Below are 20,215 nucleotides of genomic sequence, written 5' to 3'. Positions count from 1 at the left end.
CGTGTAGCGGGAGGAACCCATGCTGACATATGTGGCAAAGCGCGTTCTTTACATGATACCGACCCTGTTCGGCATGTCCTTGATCGCATTCATGATCATTCAATTGCCACCAGGCGATTATCTGACCTCGCTTCTCTCCACCATGGCCGATGGCGGGCAAAATCTGGACGAGGCGACGATTGCGCGCCTGCGCGCGCAATATGGTCTCGATCAACCTGTCTATGTCCAGTATTTCGTGTGGATCAGCGGAATATTGACCCGGGGCGATTTCGGATACTCCTTCGAGTGGAACCAGCCGGTCTCGACCCTGATCTGGGACCGGATGGGATCGACGCTGTTGATCTCGCTGGCGAGTCTTTTACTGGTTTGGGCGATATCCCTCCCGATAGGGATCTATTCCGCGGTCAGACGCCATTCCTTCGGCGACCACGCCTTTACGCTTCTCGGCTTTATCGGGCTGGCCGTTCCGAATTTCATCATGGCGCTGACGTTGATGTATGCGAGCTACCGGTTTCTGGGACAAAGCGTTGGCGGCATATTTTCTCCCGCTTTCGTTGATGCGCCGTGGAACATCGCAAAATTCAACGACATGCTCAGCCATATGTGGATACCTGTGATCGTCATCGCCATGTCGGGCACTGCGGCCATGATCAGGATCCTGCGGGCAAATCTGTCGGACGAGTTGAGCAAGCCCTATGTCATCACGGCGCGTGCCAAGGGTTTGCCCGAGCGTAAAGTCATTGTGAAGTACCCCGTCCGCATCGCGCTCAATCCTTTCGTCAGCTCTATCGGCTGGGTGCTGCCGGATCTCGTTTCTGGCGTCACCATCACCGCCATCGTGCTGAACCTTCCAACGGCGGGACCACTTCTGCTGCGGGCGCTGGTCGGTCAGGACATGTATCTGGCCGGAAGTTTCATTCTCTTAATGGGCGTGCTGACACTGGTGGGCATGCTGATTTCAGACATATTGCTGGCGGTGCTCGACCCCCGCATCCGGTTCAATTGAAGGGGTGGCCATGTCGATCAACCAGAACCCCACCATCGCGCTGGAAACCGGCCCCGCCGTCAGCCCTCTGAAGTCCGGGCGCAAGGTAGTAAGCCTCGAGGCTGCAGGGCAATGGACGCTCATTCGCCAGCGCTTCTTTCGCCACAAGGTCGCAGCATTTGCTGCGGGTATTATTCTGTTGCTCTATTTCATCGGTGCCTTTGCCGAGTTCCTGGCACCGGGCCTGCCGAACACGTCGCGCCCGCAATATACCTTTGCGCCGCCGCAAAGTATCGCTTTATTTGCGCCGGCCGCCGATGGCGGTTCCCGCTTTCTGCCACACGTCAAGGGCTACAAGATCGAGATCGAGCCGAAAGCCCTCCGCCGCAGCTTCGTTGTCGATGACACGAAAATCATTCCTATTGGATTCTTCGTCAAAGGGGCGCCTTACAAGCTGTGGGGCATCATCCCGATGGAAAGGCATCTGGTTGGGCCGCTTGACGCCCGCGACCCGATGTATCTCCTGGGTTCGGATCGGCTGGGACGAGATCTCATGAGCCGCCTGATTTATGGAACCCGCGTCTCCATGTCCATCGGCCTTATCGGCGTTGCCATTTCACTGACGCTCGGCGTCGTGATGGGTGCGGTCTCCGGTTACTACGGCGGCTGGGTCGATACCCTCATCCAGCGTATCATCGAGATTGTGAGCGCCATGCCGACCATTCCGCTCTGGCTGGGGCTGGCCGCTGCCATTCCCCTAAACTGGTCACCGCTTTCGGTATATTTTGTCGTGACCCTGATTGTTTCCCTTCTGAGCTGGACGGGTTTGGCACGCGAGGTGCGGGGACGATTCTTCGCGCTGCGCGGCGATGACTTCGTGACGGCTGCCCGGCTGGATGGTGCAGGGGAAAGGCGGATCATATTCCGCCACATCCTTCCATCACTTACCAGCCACATCCTGGCGGTGGTGACACTTGCCATTCCGACCATGATCGTCGCTGAAACCTCGCTGTCGTTTCTCGGGGTCGGTCTGAAACCACCGGTCGTCAGCTGGGGTGTGCTGTTGCAGGATGCCCAGAATGTGCGGACAGTTGCCACGGCGCCATGGTTGCTGATCTGGCCGAGCCTTGCGGTGGTCCTGGCGGTTCTGTCCTTCAATTTCTTTGGCGATGGCCTGCGCGATGCAGCCGACCCTTACGATAGCTGAAAGGAAGTGAGATGACGAAGCACGAAACCTTGCTAGCGGTCAAAGACCTATCCATCGATTTCCATCTCAGAACCCATGTGCTCCATGCCGTTCGCAATGTCAGTTTTGACCTTGAACGCGGAAAGACGCTTGCGCTGGTAGGGGAAAGCGGTTCAGGCAAATCAGTGACCGCCCGCGCCCTGATGCGGATCATCGACAAGCCCGGACAGATGACAGGCGGCCAGATCGTTCTCGATGGTCCCGAGGGACCGGTCGATATCGCGAAATTTGCCGCAAGCAGTCGCGAAGTTCTGGCCATTCGCGGTGGACGGATCGGCCTGATTTTTCAGGAACCGATGAGTTCGCTGTCGCCGGTCCACACCATCGGCTCACAGATCATCGAAGCCGTGCGTTTGCATCGCCGCGTGTCGAAGAGACAGGCTCGGGAGCGATGTATCGAACTGCTGCGCCAAGTGGAGATACCGCAGCCGGAAGTGATGGCCGACAGATACACCTTCGAGTTTTCCGGCGGAATGCGCCAGCGAGCGATGATTGCCATGGCGCTGGCCTGCGACCCGGAAGTTCTGATCGCCGATGAGCCGACGACGGCGCTGGATGTGACGACGCAGGCCGAAATCCTCGATCTCATCAAGCGGCTGCAGGTGGAGCGCGGCATGGCGATGCTGCTCATCACCCACGACATGGGCATCGTTGCCGAAGTAGCGGACGAGGTCGCCGTCATGCGTTTTGGCAAAATCGTTGAAAAAGGGCCTGCGGACAAGATTTTCCACGCCAGTCAGCATCCCTACACACGGCAACTTCTGGAAGCGACGGTCAAGCTCGAGAGCGGTGCAGCCACGCGCACGCTGCCGGCGTCGCTGACGGCCAACGTTGCTCCGATCCTGTCGGTGCGCAATCTCTCCAAAATCTACGGTGCGACGTCCGGATTGTTTTCGCATGGCGGCGGTCGTGGGCTGGTGGCAGTGGATGATGCCAGTCTCGACCTGTTTGCCGGTGAAAATCTCGGCATTGTCGGCGAAAGCGGATCGGGCAAAACCACATTAGGGCGAATGATACTGCGGATCGTTGAGCCGAGTTCCGGCAAAATTGCGTATCGCGGACGCCCGGATGCTGCCCCGATGGACGTCACCACGCTGAACAAAGTGGACTTGCGCCGCTACCACCAGGATGTGCGTCTTATCTTTCAGGACCCATTTGCGTCGCTCAACCCCCGTATGACGGTGAAGCAGATCATCGGAGATCCTCTGGTCATCGCCGGTGGCATGCCCGGCAAAGCGGTGGAGGCCCGCGTTGGCGAACTTTTGCAAAAGGTCGGGCTCGATCCCTTGGCGATGGAAAGATACCCGCATGCCTTTTCCGGTGGCCAACGCCAACGGATCGGGATTGCAAGAGCGCTCGCCGTCAACCCGAAGGTCATCGTCGCCGATGAGGCGACTTCGGCTCTCGACGTGTCGATCCGAAGCCAGATCCTCGACCTGCTGCTCGACATTCAAAAGCAGCTTAATCTCAGCTTCATCTTCATTTCGCACGATATCTCGGTCGTGCGCTATTTCTGCGACCGCGTCGCCGTCATGCACAAAGGCAAGATCGTCGAGATCGGAGATGCGGAAACCATCTGCACCACGCCCTCGCAGCCCTATACCAAGCGACTGATCTCTTCTGTTCCGAACCCCGACCCCCGCAACAAGCGCATGCTGCACCGCCTGCGCGCAGACCAAGTTTGAGGTCATTCCCGATGCCGAAATTCGCTGCCAATCTGTCCATGCTTTATACCGAACATCCGTTCATGGAACGGTTCGCCGCTGCCGCTGCCGATGGTTTTGCGGCAGTCGAATATGTCAGCCCCTACGAGGAGGCGGCAGAGACGATTGCAGCGGAGCTCAGGAAGTGCAATCTCACCCAGGCTCTGTTCAACCTGCCGCCCGGCAACTGGGCCGCAGGCGAGCGCGGCATCGCCAGCCTGCCGGACAGGGTCTCCGAATTTGAGACCTCCGTTGAAACGGCGATCCGCTATGCAAAAGTTCTGGGATGCCGAAAGATCAATTGTCTGGCCGGTATTCAACCGCCCGGTGTCGATCCGCAAGTTCTGGAAGACACGCTTGTCGGCAATCTCGGTCACGCTGCGCAACGTCTGGCGGATTCCGGAATTGCCTTTGTCTTCGAGCCCATCAACACTCGTGACATACCCGGATATTTCCTCACCAACACCGATCAGGCCGAGCGGATCATGGACCGTGTCGGGCATTCCAACCTGCTGATCCAATATGATTTCTACCACATGCAGATCATGCAGGGCGATCTCGTCGCGACCTTCGAGCGCCTGCAGGACAAAATCGGCCACGTTCAGATCGCCGATAATCCCGGACGTCATGAGCCGGGGACGGGCGAGATCAACCACGATTTTATCTTCAGGCGTCTGGATGAACTTGGTTACGACGGATGGGTCGGCTGCGAATATCGACCGGCGTCGACCACCAGCGCAGGTCTTGACTGGTTGAAACCATATCAACGGGAGGATTGAGCCATGAAAATAGGATTTATCGGACTGGGGGTCATGGGCCGCCCGATGGCGCAGCATCTGATCGATGCCGGACATGAGCTTTATCTTCACAGGGTCAAACCCGTGTCGAACTCCCTCCTGAAAAGTGGTGCGAGGGCATGCGGTTCAGGTGCAGAAGTGGCGCGCAGCGCCGAGATCGTGATTTTGATGCTGCCGGACACGCCCGATGTGGAAGCGGTTTTGTTCGGTGACGATGGCGTCGCGCACGGCCTCGATGCGGGAAAGCTCGTCATCGACATGAGTTCGATTTCACCGATTGCGACGAAGGATTTTGCCGCCCGTATTGAGGCGCTGGGATGCGATTATCTCGACGCGCCGGTGTCGGGCGGTGAAGTTGGCGCCAAAGCGGCGTCGCTGACCATTATGGTCGGCGGAAAACCGGATATTTTCGAGCGCGCAAGACCACTGTTTGAAAAGATGGGCAAGAACATCACCCTGATCGGTGACGTTGGAAACGGTCAGGTTGCAAAGGTCGCCAATCAGATTGTTGTCGCCCTGAATATTCAGGCCGTTTCGGAAGCCCTACGCTTTTCGAAAAAAGCCGGAGCGGACCCCTCGATCGTGCGCAAGGCCTTGATGGGTGGCTTTGCCGCATCCCGCGTGCTGGAGGTTCACGGCGAAAGGATGATCAACGAAACATTCGAGCCCGGCTTTCGCATACGTTTGCATCACAAGGACATATCGCTCGCGCTTGAGTCGGCGCGTCTGCTCGAGCTTATGCTGCCCAACACTGCGATGGTTCATCAGTTGATGAATGGCGCGCTGGAAAGAGGCCTGGGCGACAAAGACCACTCGGCGTTGATCAAAGCCTTGTAGTTCAAACGAGACCTCCTGATTGATAGTCGGCAATCCAGCGTAAAGCGCGCAAAATCCGTAGATTGGTCCCTCGGTCGGGCCGCAAGAGCGTTGGCGAGGAGCCGCATGTAGTCATTTCGGCTTCCCGTTCTGGAGCGCAGCCAGGAACAGCGAGATTGCGGATCCCATGGGTGGGCGGCGGTCACCTGAGAACGGGTGATCGCTAAGACGCGCGTCCTAAATGAATTTGCCCTTTCGACAGGTGTCGATGGCAAAGTTCTGCGTAACTTCCCCGTAATTTTCGGCGGCCATACCTCTCTGCCTCAACAGTCAATCGACGACCGCCGTGGCGGTGAACGGATGGATAGGCATGAAAAAGATTATCTCGGGCGTACTCGTTTGCGTGGTATTGACCGCGTGCAGCCAGACGGAAAAGGGCGCCGGCATTGGCGCGGCAAGCGGTGCAATAATCGGCGGGCTGGCAAGCGGTACCTGGGAAGGCGCGGCAGTGGGAGCCGCCGCGGGCGGCGTGGGTGGTGCTGTGATAGGAAACATCAGCGAACGTAACGACAGGAACCGCCGGGACCGTTGGGAACGACGGGATCACCGCGACTACAGCTGCAGATACCGGGATTATTACGGTCGCTGCCGCTAGAGATTGCAGCCGGCTGCCGCACGTCAAAGGCGAGAGTGATATCGAAAAACTCCGGCTCTTCACCCTCCGCAGCCACACCACTTTTATGACATCGGGAAATCCGACGGTCAGGACGTCACGAACGTTGAGCTTATCTCGATCACGGGCCGTCGTTTTGCTGTAAGGATTATCGGAAACGACAGTCCGACTTGAATGAGTAGGCGACTATGAAACTTCTACTTATCGAAGACGATCCAGAAATGACGGATGCCTTGAGGGTGGCCCTCTCGCAGCATGGCATTGTTCTTGATGCCGTTGGCGATCTGGCAACGGCGCGGGAAGCAATCGCCATGGCGGACTACGATATCGTCCTTATCGACCGGCAACTGCCTGACGGTGATGGCAGTACCTTTCTTGCGGATTTGCGTGGCGCAGGTTCAAACACGCGATCGATCATCATCTCCGCTCTGAGGTCCACCGACGAGCGTATATCCGGGCTGAATGACGGCGCTGATGATTATTTACCAAAGCCCTTCGAAATCCCTGAACTGGTCGCGAGAATGAGTGCTGTGCTGAGGCGGGCGCCGATAACCGGCGCATCCGTCTTGTCGGCAGGAAACGTCACGTATGATCGTGTCTCATGTGATGTGCATGTGAAAGGCGTGCGGCTTGCACTCACCCGCAGGGAACTGCTGATCATCGAAACGCTTCTGAGAAACCGTGGTCGGACCGTGTTGCGCTCGTCCCTTGAGGGGCAGGTCTATTCCTTTGACGACGAGATCCAGTCGAACTCACTGGAATCCAACATGTCGCGGCTGCGCAGAAAGCTTGGCGAAGCGGAGGCCAACATCGTTATCAAAAACATTCGAGGCATAGGCTATTATCTTCATGAGCAGCAATAGGATGACCAGCACCTCCCTTCGCTGGCGTTTCACTTTCGGTTTTATTGTCCTGCAGCTCTGTGCGGTCATCGCCTCGCTCAGCCTGGTTTTCTATCTCCTTTCCGGCCTCAAGCCCGATGTGGCGATCACGTCCATCTGGCTGTCTCAGGAAATCGCAGATTCAGTCCGTCTCGAGCCGAATGGCCGAGCAAGTCTGATGCCAACGGCTGAACTTAAAGAGATTATGGAAGACTCGCCTAACCTTTGGTTCGTGGCAGACCTGGGCAAAGATATCGTTCTGGCACATGGCGTGCCTCCCGGGAAGATTGCCGATAACATGCCATTCTTGCGGACGTTCAGAAGCGTCGAACTTCATGGCGATCTAGATGATCCGTTGAGTGTGGGCCGCATGGAGCGTTTCGACACCCAGGCCGGTGAGGCGACGATCTTTGCTGGCGGTGTTCCGATGTCTCAATATGGTGTGACCGTGCTGTTGGGGAACCTTGCCATCGGTATTCCGGCGCTGATCCTCGTCGCCATTTCGCTCATTGGCGCTCCGTTTGTCACACGCTGGGCTTTGCGATCCTTCAGCGACCTGACCACGCGTCTCGACAGGATCGATCTCGACACACGTGGCGCCCTGGTGGAAGAGCGGGGTCTGCCCAATGAAGTGCTTCGCCTGGTGCGTGACATCAACAGGGCGCTGCGTCGTCTCGATAGCGGCTTCGAGGCGACGGAGCGCTTCTTCGTCAACGCGGCGCATGAACTTCGAACGCCGATCGCTGTCCTGCAGGTGAGGATTGATACGCTTTCACCAAGTTCTGACAAGAACCACCTGCAGACGGCCATCAAGCGACTGACAGCGATCGCGAACCAGCTTCTCGACACCGAGAAGTACCGACAGAAGCCCCAGCAGAACGCACCTGTCGATCTCAACAGCGTTGTGTCGAAGGTAGTTGCCGATCTTGCTCCCCTGGCGATCTCTGAAGGCTACGAGATTTCGTTCGACAGCGATGCGGAAGATCTGTTCGTCCCGGGTGATGCCGAAGCTTTGGAGCGTGCATTCGTCAATCTGGTCCGTAATGCAGTCCAGTACGGAGGCGGAAGAGGACAGATATCAGTGAGCATTGAGGCTGACGGTAGCGTGATGGTCGCCGATCAGGGCTGCGGAATCGCCAGCGATAAGCAATCGCGCATATTCGAGCCCTTCTACCGGGTCAGCCCTCACGGCTCAGGTGCGGGCCTGGGGCTTAGCATGGTCAATGAGATCGTGACCCGTCACGGCGGTTACGTTGAGCTTTCGTCCGCGCCAGGCAAGGGCAGCACATTTGCCGTGCGCTGGCGCGAGAAGCGCATTTTCCAGCGTCGGTAGCGGCCGGTGCCTGCGCTAAGGGGTCAGGGCATCCGTATCCGTCGGCGTTGGCTGGGCACCGCCGCGATCGCCTGATATGTGGCGGGCAATCTCTGGCACGCCACCCACACTGCAAACACTCTTTGCCGATCGGTTGATTTTACGGTGCATGCCAAACGGAGCAGCCGCGACGACGGCTCCCCGTAATTTTCAGGTAACTCTCGTGACAGAAAAAGCCCGCAAATTTCATAGCATGGGCCACGACTAAATGACACGAAACATCACCCGCAAGCGTCTCATCCTGTCGGCGGTAACCCTTGTCGGTTTGCTGGTTGTCTGGCTCCTGTTTTTGCGTTCGCCGGCGAAGCCTGAACTGGTGACGGCGCAGGTGCGAACGGGTGACATTGAAGAGGTGGTGCTGGCGACCGGGGTTCTCGAACCGCTCGAGCTGGTGCGCGTCGGCGCCCAGGCCTCAGGACGCATTGAGCGTCTGGCTGTCAAGATCGGTGACATCGTCGACGCCGGTCAACTGGTGGCCGAGATCGATGCCCAGACCCGGCGCAACACCTTGCGGGACCGCGAGGCCGCTTTGGCCAACATCCGCGCCGTTCACGCCGCGCGCCGCGCCGGTCTGGTGAAAGCCGAGAAGGATTTCGAGCGTGAGCGTGACCTGCTGGCAGGCGGTTCCACGCCGCGCGCCCAGTATGACGCCGCGATTGCGACGCGGGACAGCGCGCGCGCTGAGGTTCGATCGCTGGACGCTCAGGTCATCCAAGCGCAGGTCGCGCTGGAGTCTGCGGGTATAGAACTGGACTATACGCGTATCACTGCTCCAATCGCGGGCACTGTGGTCGCGATCGTCACTGACGAGGGTCAAACCGTGAATGCCCTGCAGACTGCGCCGACCATCGTCATGATTGCGCGATTGGACAAAATGACGGTACGCGCGGATATCTCCGAGGCTGACGTCGTGCGTGTGCGGCGTGGCCTGCCGGTCTGGTTCAGCATTCTTGGCGATCCGAAGCGCCGGTTCGATGGGGAGTTGCGACAGGTGGAACCAGCCCCGGCTTCCATCGCCAACGAGAGCAACGCCGCTGCCAGCCGGATTAACTCAACCAATGGCGCGGTCTATTACACCGGGCTGATCGATGTGGCGAATGCGGACGGGATCCTGCGGCCGTCCATGACGGCGCAGGTGTCCATCGTCTTGAGCCGCGTCAGCGGCGCCGTGCTGGTTCCGCTCAGCGCAGTGGAAGGGGCACCCCGGGCCGGTGATACGGCGCGCGTGCGGATACTGGACGCGATGGGCGAGGTCCAGATCCGGCAGGTCCAGGTCGGCATCGATAACGGTGCGGACATCCAGATTCTTGGCGGTCTTCAGGCAGGCGAGACCATCGTCCTGGGAGCATCCACGGACGAACGCACGGATGGCCAGGCGCAACTGGCCGCAGCGAAGCGGTAGGGCGCGCTATGACGGAACCACTGATCCGCGTACGTGGGGTATCCCGCGCTTTCCCCGCAGGCGACGAGATGGTGCGGGTGCTGAAAGACGTTGACCTCGACATCGAGGCCAGCGAGATGATGGCGATCATCGGTGCTTCCGGCTCCGGCAAGTCGACGCTGATGAACATCCTTGGCTGCCTCGATCGTCCGACGGACGGCAGCTACTGGATCGAAGGACGCGAGACCTCGAAGATGTCCGTGGACGAACTCGCGGCACTACGCCGTGAGCGTTTTGGTTTCATCTTCCAGCGCTACCACCTGCTTGGCGATCTCAGCGCGGCCAGCAACGTCGAGGTACCAGCCATCTATGCCGGACGCAGCCGATCCGACCGGCACAAGCGAGCGATCTCCTTGTTGACCCGGCTGGGCCTCGCCGAGCGGACGGGCAATATCCCGGGCAAGCTTTCGGGCGGCCAGCAGCAGCGGGTGTCGATCGCCCGCGCCCTGATGAATGGCGGTGAGATAATTCTGGCCGACGAACCGACCGGAGCGCTGGATACGCACAGTGGCGCCGAAGTCATGAAGATCCTGCGCGAGCTTCATGCCGAAGGGCACACCATCATCCTCGTCACGCACGACAAGAAGATCGCCGAACATGCGGATCGGGTTGTAGAGATCAGCGACGGCGTCATCATTTCCGACGAGCGCAATATACCCAAATCCGCCGCGACCGCCCGTCCCATCCGCGAGCACGCGCCGGGCGCTGGCTGGCGTGGTGCAATTGACCGGATGACTGAGGCCTTCCGTATGGCGGGCGCGGCAATATGGGCGCACAAAATGCGCTCGCTTCTGACCATGCTCGGTATTATCATCGGTATCGCCTCGGTAGCGGCAATCTCGGCGCTGGGAGCCGGTTCGCAGCAACAAATCCTGAGTAGTATCAGTTCGCTCGGCACCAACACGATAGAGGTGCGGGCCGGTAAAGGTTTCGGCGATCTGGAAGCGGGCAAGATACGGACCCTGGTCCCCGCCGATGCAGAAGCGCTGATGAACCAGCCCTACGTCGACAGCGTGACACCAACCGTCACGACAAGCGTAACTGTCAAGCGCGCCGCGGTGGCCGTCAATGCGTCAGTCACCGGCGTTGGCGCGGACTTCTTCCGTGTACGGGGTCTTGAGCTGGCGCATGGACAACTGTTCGACGCCCAGGATGTTATCGCCTACAGCCAGAATGTTGTGATCGATGCAAACGCCGCGCGAGACCTGTTTCCAGACGGGGCAAACCCGGTGGGGCAGGTCATCCTTCTGGGCACAATGCCGGCGAGGGTCATAGGCGTGACGAAACGGGAAAACTCCTTCGGCCCGGCGGTTGATACGTTGACCGTTTATGCGCCTTACACAACCGTTATGGGCCGCATGCTGGGTCGTCCGAACGTCGACGGCATAACGGTCCGTATCAGAGACGATGTCGATCCGGGCAATGTCGAGGCCGCAGTTTCGCGCCTTATCGAGCGTCGGCATGGCCCGAAAGACTTCTTCCTCACCAACTCAGCGACCATTCGCGAGACTATCGAGACCACCACGCAAACCCTGACATTGCTGATTTCGTCAGTCGCCGTGATCTCGCTGATTGTCGGCGGCATCGGCGTGATGAATATCATGCTGGTGTCCGTGACCGAACGCACCAAGGAGATCGGCGTTCGCGTGGCCGTTGGCGCACGCCGCTGCGATATCCTCTCCCAGTTTCTGATCGAGGCCGTCATGGTCTGCCTTGTCGGCGGCTTCATGGGAGTGATGCTCGCCCTCGGGATCAGCGCTCTTTTTAATTTCCTGAGCCCCGACTTCAAAATGATCTTCTCCTCTGGCTCCATCCTTGTGGCCTTCGCCTGCTCCACCCTGATCGGAATTGTCTTCGGCTTCCTTCCCGCCCGCAACGCGGCAAAGCTGGACCCAATAGAAGCCTTGGCACGCGAATGATGGCTGGAAAGGATGCGTGATGGCGTCGTGACGAATAGCAGTGGCCATTGCCGTTTGGAATTCCAATTGGGTCCGCCGCTCTGACTCGATCCTCAGCGCGAAGTGCCAATCCGCGCTTGAAGACATGCGATCTGCACTCCGTTCGACCACGCTATGCTGCTGCAAAGTGGAATGAGAAAGGAGAGCTACTAGGTGGTAGTATCCAGTTAGCTCCCACTCTCTTCATGTTTAAATCGTGGACCCGCGGGAGTGGGTTCAGGTCAACGTGCCGCCATCAACGGTCAGGATGGTTCCGGTGATTTGTCGGGCCGCGCCAGATGCGAGGAACGCTACGGCAGCCGCGACATCCTCCGGCTCGCCGTACCGGCCGAGCGGTATCAGGGCGCGCTGAAAATCTCCGAACTCGCCCTCGGCCGGGTTCATGTCAGTGTTGGTTGATCCTGGCTGAATGAGGTTGACAGTGATGTCACGGGGACCAAGTTCTCGCGCCAGACCGCGGGTAAACGATTGAAGTGCCGATTTGGTCATTGAATAAACCGTCGATGGTCCGACAATGCGTTCTGCGCCTGCGGAGCCGATTGTGACGATCCGGCCACCTTTGCCAAGATAAGGCATCGCGGCTTGCGACGCCAGGATCGGGGAGCGAGCGTTGACAGCGAAAAGAGCATCGATCTCGGCAACGGTGAAATCCGCCACATCCTTGTAGATCGCGATAGCCGCATTGTTCACCAAGATGTCGAGGCCGCCCAAGGCTTGCGCCGCTTGAACAACCGACCGCTTAACCGCCTCTGGGTCCATGCTGTCAGCCTGGATAGCCAATGCCTTGCGGCCTTTGCCCTCGATTGTTGCGACGACTTGCGCTGCCCGATCAGCGGCGCGTTCGTACGTGATCGCAACGTCGGCGCCTTTTTCTGCCAGAGCTATCGCTATCGCGGCGCCAATGCCGCGGGACGCACCAGTCACAAGCGCACGTTTACCTGCTAGTTCACTCATCGATCATTCCTTTTATTGTCGATAGGGGAAATGTTCGCCCGGCCACATTGCGCAGGGCATCGTGCGGCCTGCCGCCGAACGATTATTTTGGTTCAAGCGATCAGGACCGGCAGACCGCTCAAGCGGCGATTGTCCATATCGTCATGCGCTCGGGCTATCTCATCAAACTGATAGCGGATGGTTTCGAGATCATCGAACATGCCTGAGCGCAGCGCATCCCATAGCTCGGAAGTTGCGGTCTCAACTGCTGGTCCCCGGACATATTGAGGGGTCCCACCACTGCGGACAGCCACCCCCCGACGCACAAGACCTGGGGCCGGCGCTGGCTGACCCGTCGCGGCTCCAATCGCGGCAATCACGCCACCGTCACGTACACTCGACGCGCCCAGAGCAAAGGTCGCCCGGCCGACCAAATCATAGACGATGTCGACACCGTCAGGTGCGATCGCACGGATCTTGGCGGCGATGTCTGGCTCGCCAGCGTGGAAGGCATGGGTGGAGCCGGCCGCGACCCTGTCGAACTTGTTCCGCGATCCCGCGACGCCGATTACGGTTGCGCCCAGCGACTTTGCCCAGCGAGACAGGATAGCGCCTACGCTTCCCGATGCCCCGAGTACCAGCACCGTCTCGGCGGATTTCAGATCATGGAGACCACGCATTCCCATCCAGGCCGTCGCACCCTTCGCCAGGAAGGTCGCCGCAGTCTCGTTCGATATATCGGCGGGCAGGCGGATGAGCGGCGCGGTCGGAATGATCCTCTCGGTGGCATAGGCCCCTTCCGAAAAGAAGTAAGCGACCCGGTCACCGACCGACAGCCCTTCGACGCCGGATCCGACTTCGGAAATCGTCCCGGCCGCTTCAAAACCGGGAACCGCAGGCAACGCCATCGGATACTGGCCTCTCCGTATCATCGTATCGACAAAGTTGAGGCCGATCGCGTCTTGAATGAGCCTGACCTCGCCGGCACGTGGCGCGTGCAGGTCTTTCTCGATAACTTGCAAAACCGACGGTCCGCCCGCCGACTGCATTTGAATGAATCTTGTCACGATATTGTCTCCGGGTTTCAGATGGCGCGCCGCGTTCCGATTGCAGAAGGAAGGAGCGCAGCGATTCAATCGAACTTGACGAGGTTGAGTGCGGGTAGCGGGCCGCCGGGGAACTGAACCAGCTGGCTGCCGACCGCGAGGCCGCCGAGATCGATCCCGAAGAAGCCGAGGCGATCAATGATGGCGGCGACCTCAGCCTTCGCCCTCATATCGTTGCCCGAGTAAAACAGGACGCGCCTGCCTCCTTCAGAGCGGGGGTCGCCCGACAGTTGCTTTGGCGTCAGGTGGTTGAAAGCCTTGACGACGCGCGCGCCTGGCACAAAGGCGGTGAAAATATCCGTAGAGGTGCGGCCGCCAAGGTCCGCAGGCCTGTAAAGCGGCGCTTCGATGGAGTTGTTGGCGTCGATTACGATCCTGTCGTCAAAGTTCAAACCGGCGAGCGCGCCAGGTATCTTTGACCAGGGGACCGCCACGAGAACGATGGCTTGCGCCGCGGCCTCTTGGACGCTTCCAGCCCGGATTGCGCTTCCAAGCGTTGAAACAAGCGCCGTGAGGCTTTCCGGTCCTCGGCTGTTTGCGATCACGGCTTCTATTCCTGCCCTGCCGAGCGCAGTGGCAAATGCGCTCCCGATATTGCCGGCTCCGATAATTCCAATGGTCATCACCCACTCCTTTACGGTTCGTGAGAATTCTGTCTGCGACGGTCGGTTTTCCCGCTACCTCCTGGGCCTGATGCCGGTGGCGTTGCAGAAATTCGCTTTTGCTGTTGACTGGAATATGGCTGGTAAATACACCCAGCATAAGTCATAGATGGATTGTTTTAGTTTCAATCAATGCTTGAAGGTTACGTTTTATGGAGACACTGGCAAACCTCGAAGCGTTCGTTCGAAGCGCAGAAGCGAGCAGCTTTTCTGGGGCTGCACGGCGTCTCTCGATCACGCCGGCGGCAGTCAGCCGGAATGTTGCAATGCTGGAACGCAACCTCGGTATACGGCTCTTTCACCGCTCAACGCGGAAGTTGACCCTGACCGAGGCGGGGGAGTCGTTTCTGACAAGCATCGGCGACAGCCTGAACCACCTTCAGGGGGCAATCGACGGGGCATCACAAACGAAGGGCGAGCCCGTCGGTGTTTTGAAACTCAGCATGAGTTTGTCATTCGCGATGGGATACGTTCTCCCCGCACTGCCCGACTTTCTGGCCCGTTATCCGGGCGTCCGACCTGACTGGCATTTCGACAGCCGCAAGGTCGATCTTATCGCTGAGGGTTTCGACGCCGCGATCGGCGGTGGTTTCGAACTCAATCCTGGCATCGTTTCCACGACGCTCGCACCCGTGCACGTTATCGCGGTGGCATCGCCCAGCTATTTTGCTGCACGTCGCCGGCCGGCCAGCCCCGCCGATCTGGCCGATCATGCCGGAATCTTGATGCGGTCCTCGAATTCGGGCCGGATCAGGCAATGGATGATGCGGGACGCTCAAGGACGCGAAGAGCGCGCGCTCCTCAACGAGACGATTGTGATGAGCGACGCCGCTCCCATGGTGCAGGCGGCGATCGCGGGGTTGGGCATTGCATTGTTGGCTGTACCCGATGTGCTGCCACATATGGAAAGTGGCGCGCTCGAACGTGTCCTTCCGAAGTGGTATGCCGATGCCGGATCTATCTCGCTCTACTACTCCGGCCGCGCGCTCCAACCGCTAAAAACACGCGCTTTCATCGACTTCTATACTGAGTATTTCCGTCGCGAGCGCCTCAGTGCCCGGCTTGCAGGCAGTCTAGGCTGATGTCCAAACGCCTCGTTAGCTTCCTATAAAGCCGTGGTCGTTTGACTGCGTCGAATATCCCATATTCAACACATGCTTGAAGATGATCCAACCGATATGATGCTAATATTCTAGGACAGGGATGGGCAAATATATCACTCCACGGACACGCAAAAGGAGTGAAAAAATGACTGAATTAGCCTCGTCTCGATATCTTCCACTGAACGGGAAGATCGCACTTGTCACCGGTGGATCGCGATCTATCGGCGCATCAATCGCACAGCGTCTCGCAGCGGATGGCGCTCAGGTTGCCTTCACCTATCGTGGATCACCTGCGAAGGCTGAGGAAGTTGCTGTCGCCATAGAAAAGACGGGCGCGCGCGCGCTGGCTATTGCCGCTGATGCCGCTGATCCGGACGCGATACGTGCCGCCGTTGCCGCGACGGTCGATAAGTTCGGCGGCCTCGACATTTTGGTGAACAATGCCGGTATTGCCCTTGCCGGTCCCATCGACGAAATCGCCTTCGATGACTATCAGGCAATGCTCGCTATCAACGTAACCGGCGTTTTCGTTGCAACGCAGGAGGCCGTGCGCCACATGAAGGATGGCGGCCGGATCATACAGATCGGCAGTTCGATCACGAAATATGCCGGGGTGCCCGGGCTGTCAGCATACGGCCTCACAAAAGGGGCCGTCGCCGGTTTCAACCGGAGTTTGGCTCATGACCTCGGGCCACGCGGCATCACAGTCAACACGGTGCACCCAGGCCCAACCGACACTGACATGAACCCTGTTGATGGCGAGTTTGCCGCTATGCAGATCTCGCGTATCGCGGTGGGCCGCTATGGAAAGCCCAAGGAAATTGCGGACGTGGTCGCATTTCTTGCAAGTCCGGAAGCCTCGTTTGTAACAGGTGCCGACATCCGGGCCGATGGTGGCTTCACATCCTGAAAATGCCGGGGCGAAATGCAAAATTGCTGCGCCAAGCGCAGCGAATTCGACGCCTCACCAATAATCAACGGCTCAAGGCGGGCTTGAACGACGCGGTTGCAAGACGCCGCAGCGGCTTGGCACGATCAAAAACAAGTGTCGCCTTTGGTGGTTTCACCGTTGCGATCTCGATCTGGAATGCGCGCCCAGCCGCCGTTCAAGCGCAAAACCGCACCGTTTCATATACCCGCGTTCGCGCGTATCGGAACCGGACAATAAACACGCATCATCGACGGTGATCGAGGATGTTTTCCAGTCCTTTATCCCAGTAGGGTTGATTGCCGAAGCGATTTACAAGCCAGTCGATGAACACTCTCACTTTCGGTGCCAGTTCGCGAGAGCTTGGATACAAGGCCCAAAGCGTCTGGGTTGAGACCAGCGGGTACTCCGGAAGGACCGGAACCAGCGCGCCGGACTGTAGCTCTTCCGACGCGCACCACGTGGCCATCAGCGCGATGCCCAGCCCGGCAGAAGCGGCATCGCGCACTGCAGTGCCGTCATTGATGCGGAGACCCGGAGTAACACGTCGTTCGATCACCATCGAACCGTTCCCCCGAAATGTCCAGAGATCGAGCGTGCCGACGACGAGGCAGGTATGTTCCGCGAGGTCGTCGGGCGTGCTCGGCCGGCCGCGTTTTTCGAGATATTCGGGCGACGCGACCAGCACCCGATTATCGGGAGCAAGCCGCCGCGCGACAAAGGATGAGTCGCTGAGCTCGGTATAACGAACTGCCACATCAAAAGCACCTTCGACCAGATCAACGATGTTGTCCGAAATGCGCAAATCAAGTGCCAAACCAGGATATTGCCTGCAAAAGTTAGCCAGGCCCGGCACAATATGCATTCGCGCGAACGAGGCGGGGGCTGCTATTCGCAATGTGCCGCGAGGCGCTGCTTGCTCTCGCCCAAGTGCCGCTCGGGCGGCCTCCGCAGCGACGACAATATGTTCTGCATGCGGCAGGAACGCCAGACCGTCTTCAGTCAAAGTTGCTTGCCGTGTAGTGCGATGGACGAGCCTTGCATTGAGTTTTCGCTCGAGAACCAACAGTTTGGCGCTAGCGCCAGCGGGCGTCAGACCCAAGTCGCGAGCTGCGGCACTGATGCTGCGAAGTTGAGCAATCCGCACGAAGAGATTTAATTCGTCCACGTCCATTCGCCGACTTTCAAGATTTTCTTGAAGGTGATCCTTAATCTGGGCCACTACCGAAAGCAATCGCGATAAATCACATAGAACATCGAAACGGCGTCGACGCTTCGAGGCCGCAATGCTGCGACGGCGGAGCATGTTTCTCGTCCCAGGCCGACGCCGGCGACAAGAATCATTACCTTCGTTAGAAGAGGAGCCTGAAATGAAAGCGATGTCACTCAAATCCTTCGGCGGTCCAGAAGCCTTTGAGCTCGTCGAAATTCCAAAGCCAGTTCCTAAGGCGGGGCAGGTTTTGGTGCGGGTCCATGCCACATCGATCAATCCCCTCGACTACCAGGTTCGGCGAGGCGACTATCGCGACCTGGTGCCGTTGCCTGCAATTACCGGTCATGACGTATCGGGCGTTATCGAAGCGACCGGTCCGGGCGTAACAATGTTCGCTGCAGGGGACGAGGTCTGGTACACGCCGCAGATCTTCGACGGGCCAGGCAGTTATGCCGAATACCACGTTGCGAACGAAAACATCATCGGGCGCAAACCCAGCTCGCTGACCCATCTTGAGGCTGCGAGCCTTAGCCTGGTTGGCGGAACCGCCTGGGAAGCGCTTGTCTCGCGTGCTGCCCTGAGGGTGGGTGAAAGCATATTGATCCATGGCGGCGCTGGAGGGGTTGGGCACGTCGCTATCCAGGTTGCGAAAGCCATCGGAACAAAGGTCTTTACGACCGTTCGCGAAGAAAACTTCGAGTTTGCGCGAAGTGTCGGAGCTGACGTCGTCATTGATTACAGGAAAGAGGATTATGTCGCCGCCATCATGCGGGAGACCGAAGGCCGCGGAGTAGACGTCGTGTTTGACACCCTCGGCGGCGAAACATTGTCCCACAGCCCGAAGGCGCTTGCACAACTCGGCCGCGTCGTCTCGATCGTGGACATCGCACAGCCCCAAAATCTCATTGAGGCATGGGGCAGGAACGCGAGCTACCACTTCGTCTTCACGAGGCAGAACCAAGGCAAGCTCAACGAGCTGAGCACTCTGGTGGAACGCGGTCAGCTGAGGCCGCATGTTGGCGCCGTCTATTCGCTCGCCGACCTTCCGCTTGCCCATGCGCTGCTCGAGAAACCAAACAACGGTTTGCGCGGCAAGATCGCGATTGCCATTGACCCGCAAGCCGACACAAAGGTGCAATCATGATTTACGAGATCGCTGTGCTGCCTGTCCAAAAGGACAAGATCAGCGAGTTCAGGCAAGCGTTCGGAGGTGTTGTTCCTTTGCTCACACGTGCGCGGGGTTACCGCGGTCATGTCCTCGCCCAGGGGATCGAAACGCCGGAGGTATTCAATCTGATCGTGCGATGGCGGTCGCTTGACGATCATACTCCGGGTTTCGACGCGAGCGAAGACCATGAGCAGTTCATGGGAGCCATACAGGAATACTTCTCGGGGGAACCGACGGTCTATCATCTCGAGGACGACAACAGCGGCTCGCGTGACTATCTTCCTGGGAAAAGCGGCGCGGCTTAGAGCGCACAACGGCAAGGGTTGCGCTAATAGCAACGCCGGGTTTCTCTGACGCCGACTTCCGCGATGCCACCATGTCCCTATTCTCCTGGCAACAACCAGCAAGGAGATCGCGACATGCCTGCAGTTCTCGTCCACGGCGTACCCGACACCCACCGGATCTGGGACACCGTTCGCTCTCATCTTGAACGCAGTGACATCGTCACGATCGATCTTCCCGGCTTCGGTCATCCGTTGCCGTCGGATTTCAGGTCAACAAAGGAAGAATATCTCGACTGGCTTATCAACCGGATCGATGAGTTCGGCGAACCCGTAGATCTGATCGGTCATGACTGGGGCTGCCTGCTGACAGGCCGTCTGACGTCGATCCGGCCGGATCTGGTGCGGACCTGGACCGGCATCAGTGGGCCGATCGATCCGGAATATCCGTGGCACTATCTCGCCAAGATCTGGCAGACGCCAGGTGAAGGCGAGCAATGGATGAAGGATCTCGACCTCGCGGAATTTGCGGCGAAACTCGTCGAGGCGCAGATGCCGAAAGATGCGGCGGATGAATCGGCTCGGCATCTCGATGCCACCATGCGGGCAAGCATTCTCGCACTTTACCGTTCCGCAATCGAGGTCGGGGCGGAGTGGAAGCCGGGTCTGAGCAGCATAACGGCGCCAGCACTGGTGATCTGGGGCCTGGACGATCCATTTCTGCCGCACCGCTTCGCCGACGAGCTCGGCAATGCCTCGCACGCACGCGCCGTCGTTAAGCTGCGCGCCTCGCATTGGCCGATGATTGAGCGTCCGGCCGATGTCGCGCGCGAACTCGAGGCCCATTGGAGACACGCTTAACTCCCTACGCTTGCGTCACTTGGGCTCAAACCCACGCAGCCGCAACGTGAACGGCAATGCTTGGTCACTCGCTTGCGCCCAAGCATTT

Annotated in this window: 18 protein-coding genes and 1 pseudogene; 15 read left to right on the top strand and 4 right to left on the bottom strand. The window is 58.8% G+C overall.

The genetic code is table 11. The annotated features are described in order from the left end of the window. Positions 1-19: 19 nt before the first annotated feature. The 10 genes from QE453_RS23880 to QE453_RS23835 all read left to right on the top strand — a co-directional run bounded on the left by QE453_RS23880 (position 20) and on the right by QE453_RS23835 (position 11,833). Entirely contained in the window at positions 20-1,006 is a 987-nt protein-coding gene (locus QE453_RS23880) for an ABC transporter permease (RefSeq protein WP_309778407.1), read from the top strand. A 10-nt stretch (positions 1,007-1,016) separates the two neighbouring features. Further along, positions 1,017-2,192, top strand: a complete 1,176-nt coding sequence (locus QE453_RS23875) for an ABC transporter permease (RefSeq protein WP_309778406.1) — start codon at positions 1,017-1,019, stop codon at positions 2,190-2,192. Positions 2,193-2,203: 11 nt separating this feature from the next. Then, on the top strand, positions 2,204-3,916 hold the full coding sequence (locus tag QE453_RS23870) for an ABC transporter ATP-binding protein (protein ID WP_309778405.1): 1,713 nt from the start codon (positions 2,204-2,206) through the stop codon (positions 3,914-3,916). Positions 3,917-3,927: 11 nt separating this feature from the next. Then, entirely contained in the window at positions 3,928-4,713 is a 786-nt protein-coding gene (otnI, locus tag QE453_RS23865) for a 2-oxo-tetronate isomerase (protein WP_309778403.1), read from the top strand. A gap of 3 nt (positions 4,714-4,716) precedes the next feature. Further along, on the top strand, positions 4,717-5,568 hold the full coding sequence (locus QE453_RS23860) for a 2-hydroxy-3-oxopropionate reductase (RefSeq protein ID WP_282455336.1): 852 nt from the start codon (positions 4,717-4,719) through the stop codon (positions 5,566-5,568). Positions 5,569-5,917: 349 nt separating this feature from the next. Continuing rightward, positions 5,918-6,202: a YMGG-like glycine zipper-containing protein gene (locus QE453_RS23855; protein WP_309778402.1), complete on the top strand. Its 285-nt coding sequence runs from the start codon at positions 5,918-5,920 to the stop codon at positions 6,200-6,202. A gap of 206 nt (positions 6,203-6,408) precedes the next feature. Beyond that, positions 6,409-7,083: a response regulator transcription factor gene (locus QE453_RS23850; RefSeq protein ID WP_280171583.1), complete on the top strand. Its 675-nt coding sequence runs from the start codon at positions 6,409-6,411 to the stop codon at positions 7,081-7,083. 1 nt (position 7,084) lies between these two features. After that, on the top strand, positions 7,085-8,434 hold the full coding sequence (locus QE453_RS23845) for a HAMP domain-containing sensor histidine kinase (RefSeq protein ID WP_309778401.1): 1,350 nt from the start codon (positions 7,085-7,087) through the stop codon (positions 8,432-8,434). Positions 8,435-8,681: 247 nt separating this feature from the next. Beyond that, positions 8,682-9,875, top strand: coding sequence for an efflux RND transporter periplasmic adaptor subunit (locus tag QE453_RS23840; RefSeq protein WP_309778399.1), 1,194 nt, complete (start codon positions 8,682-8,684; stop codon positions 9,873-9,875). A gap of 8 nt (positions 9,876-9,883) precedes the next feature. Continuing rightward, a complete protein-coding gene (locus tag QE453_RS23835) occupies positions 9,884-11,833 on the top strand; it encodes a MacB family efflux pump subunit (RefSeq protein WP_309778398.1) in 1,950 nt (649 codons plus the stop codon). A 255-nt stretch (positions 11,834-12,088) separates the two neighbouring features. Here the strand turns inward: QE453_RS23835 and QE453_RS23830 are convergent, their stop codons facing one another. The 3 genes and pseudogenes from QE453_RS23830 to QE453_RS23820 form a co-directional block, all read right to left on the bottom strand. Further along, on the bottom strand, positions 12,089-12,826 hold the full coding sequence (locus QE453_RS23830) for an SDR family oxidoreductase (protein WP_309778396.1): 738 nt from the start codon (positions 12,824-12,826) through the stop codon (positions 12,089-12,091). Between the two features lie 92 nt (positions 12,827-12,918). Further along, positions 12,919-13,872, bottom strand: coding sequence for a zinc-binding dehydrogenase (locus QE453_RS23825; protein ID WP_309778393.1), 954 nt, complete (start codon positions 13,870-13,872; stop codon positions 12,919-12,921). Between the two features lie 65 nt (positions 13,873-13,937). After that, a pseudogene (locus QE453_RS23820) lies at positions 13,938-14,543 on the bottom strand (NADPH-dependent F420 reductase); the annotation flags it as partial. 182 nt (positions 14,544-14,725) lie between these two features. Between QE453_RS23820 and QE453_RS23815 the strand changes: the two are divergent. Further along, positions 14,726-15,655 carry a LysR family transcriptional regulator gene (locus QE453_RS23815; protein ID WP_107327356.1) on the top strand — a complete coding sequence of 310 codons (930 nt, stop codon included), beginning with the start codon at positions 14,726-14,728 and terminating at the stop codon, positions 15,653-15,655. A gap of 166 nt (positions 15,656-15,821) precedes the next feature. Continuing rightward, the gene (locus QE453_RS23810; protein ID WP_309778707.1) at positions 15,822-16,586 is read left to right on the top strand and encodes a 3-oxoacyl-ACP reductase family protein; all 765 of its coding nucleotides are present in this window, start codon (positions 15,822-15,824) and stop codon (positions 16,584-16,586) included. A gap of 265 nt (positions 16,587-16,851) precedes the next feature. On the opposite strand, the gene QE453_RS23805 is transcribed toward QE453_RS23810, so the two are convergent. Then, the gene (locus tag QE453_RS23805; RefSeq protein ID WP_309778390.1) at positions 16,852-17,910 is read right to left on the bottom strand and encodes a LysR family transcriptional regulator; all 1,059 of its coding nucleotides are present in this window, start codon (positions 17,908-17,910) and stop codon (positions 16,852-16,854) included. 64 nt (positions 17,911-17,974) lie between these two features. Here QE453_RS23805 and QE453_RS23800 point away from each other — a divergent pair, with 64 nt between their 5' ends. From QE453_RS23800 to QE453_RS23790, 3 genes are all read left to right on the top strand, one after another. Continuing rightward, complete coding sequence (locus QE453_RS23800; protein ID WP_309778388.1) at positions 17,975-18,961, top strand: zinc-dependent alcohol dehydrogenase family protein; 987 nt, start codon at positions 17,975-17,977, stop codon at positions 18,959-18,961. Beyond that, positions 18,958-19,290, top strand: a complete 333-nt coding sequence (locus QE453_RS23795) for an antibiotic biosynthesis monooxygenase (RefSeq protein WP_112554286.1) — start codon at positions 18,958-18,960, stop codon at positions 19,288-19,290. The genes QE453_RS23800 and QE453_RS23795 overlap by 4 nt, the downstream gene beginning before the upstream one ends. Before the next feature lie 114 nt (positions 19,291-19,404). Then, positions 19,405-20,127 carry an alpha/beta hydrolase gene (locus QE453_RS23790; protein ID WP_309778386.1) on the top strand — a complete coding sequence of 241 codons (723 nt, stop codon included), beginning with the start codon at positions 19,405-19,407 and terminating at the stop codon, positions 20,125-20,127. The last annotated feature ends 88 nt before the right edge of the window (positions 20,128-20,215 follow it).

This window comes from Agrobacterium sp. SORGH_AS_0440 (assembly GCF_031453135.1).
Lineage (GTDB): Bacteria > Pseudomonadota > Alphaproteobacteria > Rhizobiales > Rhizobiaceae > Agrobacterium > Agrobacterium pusense.
This window is presented reverse-complemented; position numbering and strand designations above follow the sequence as displayed.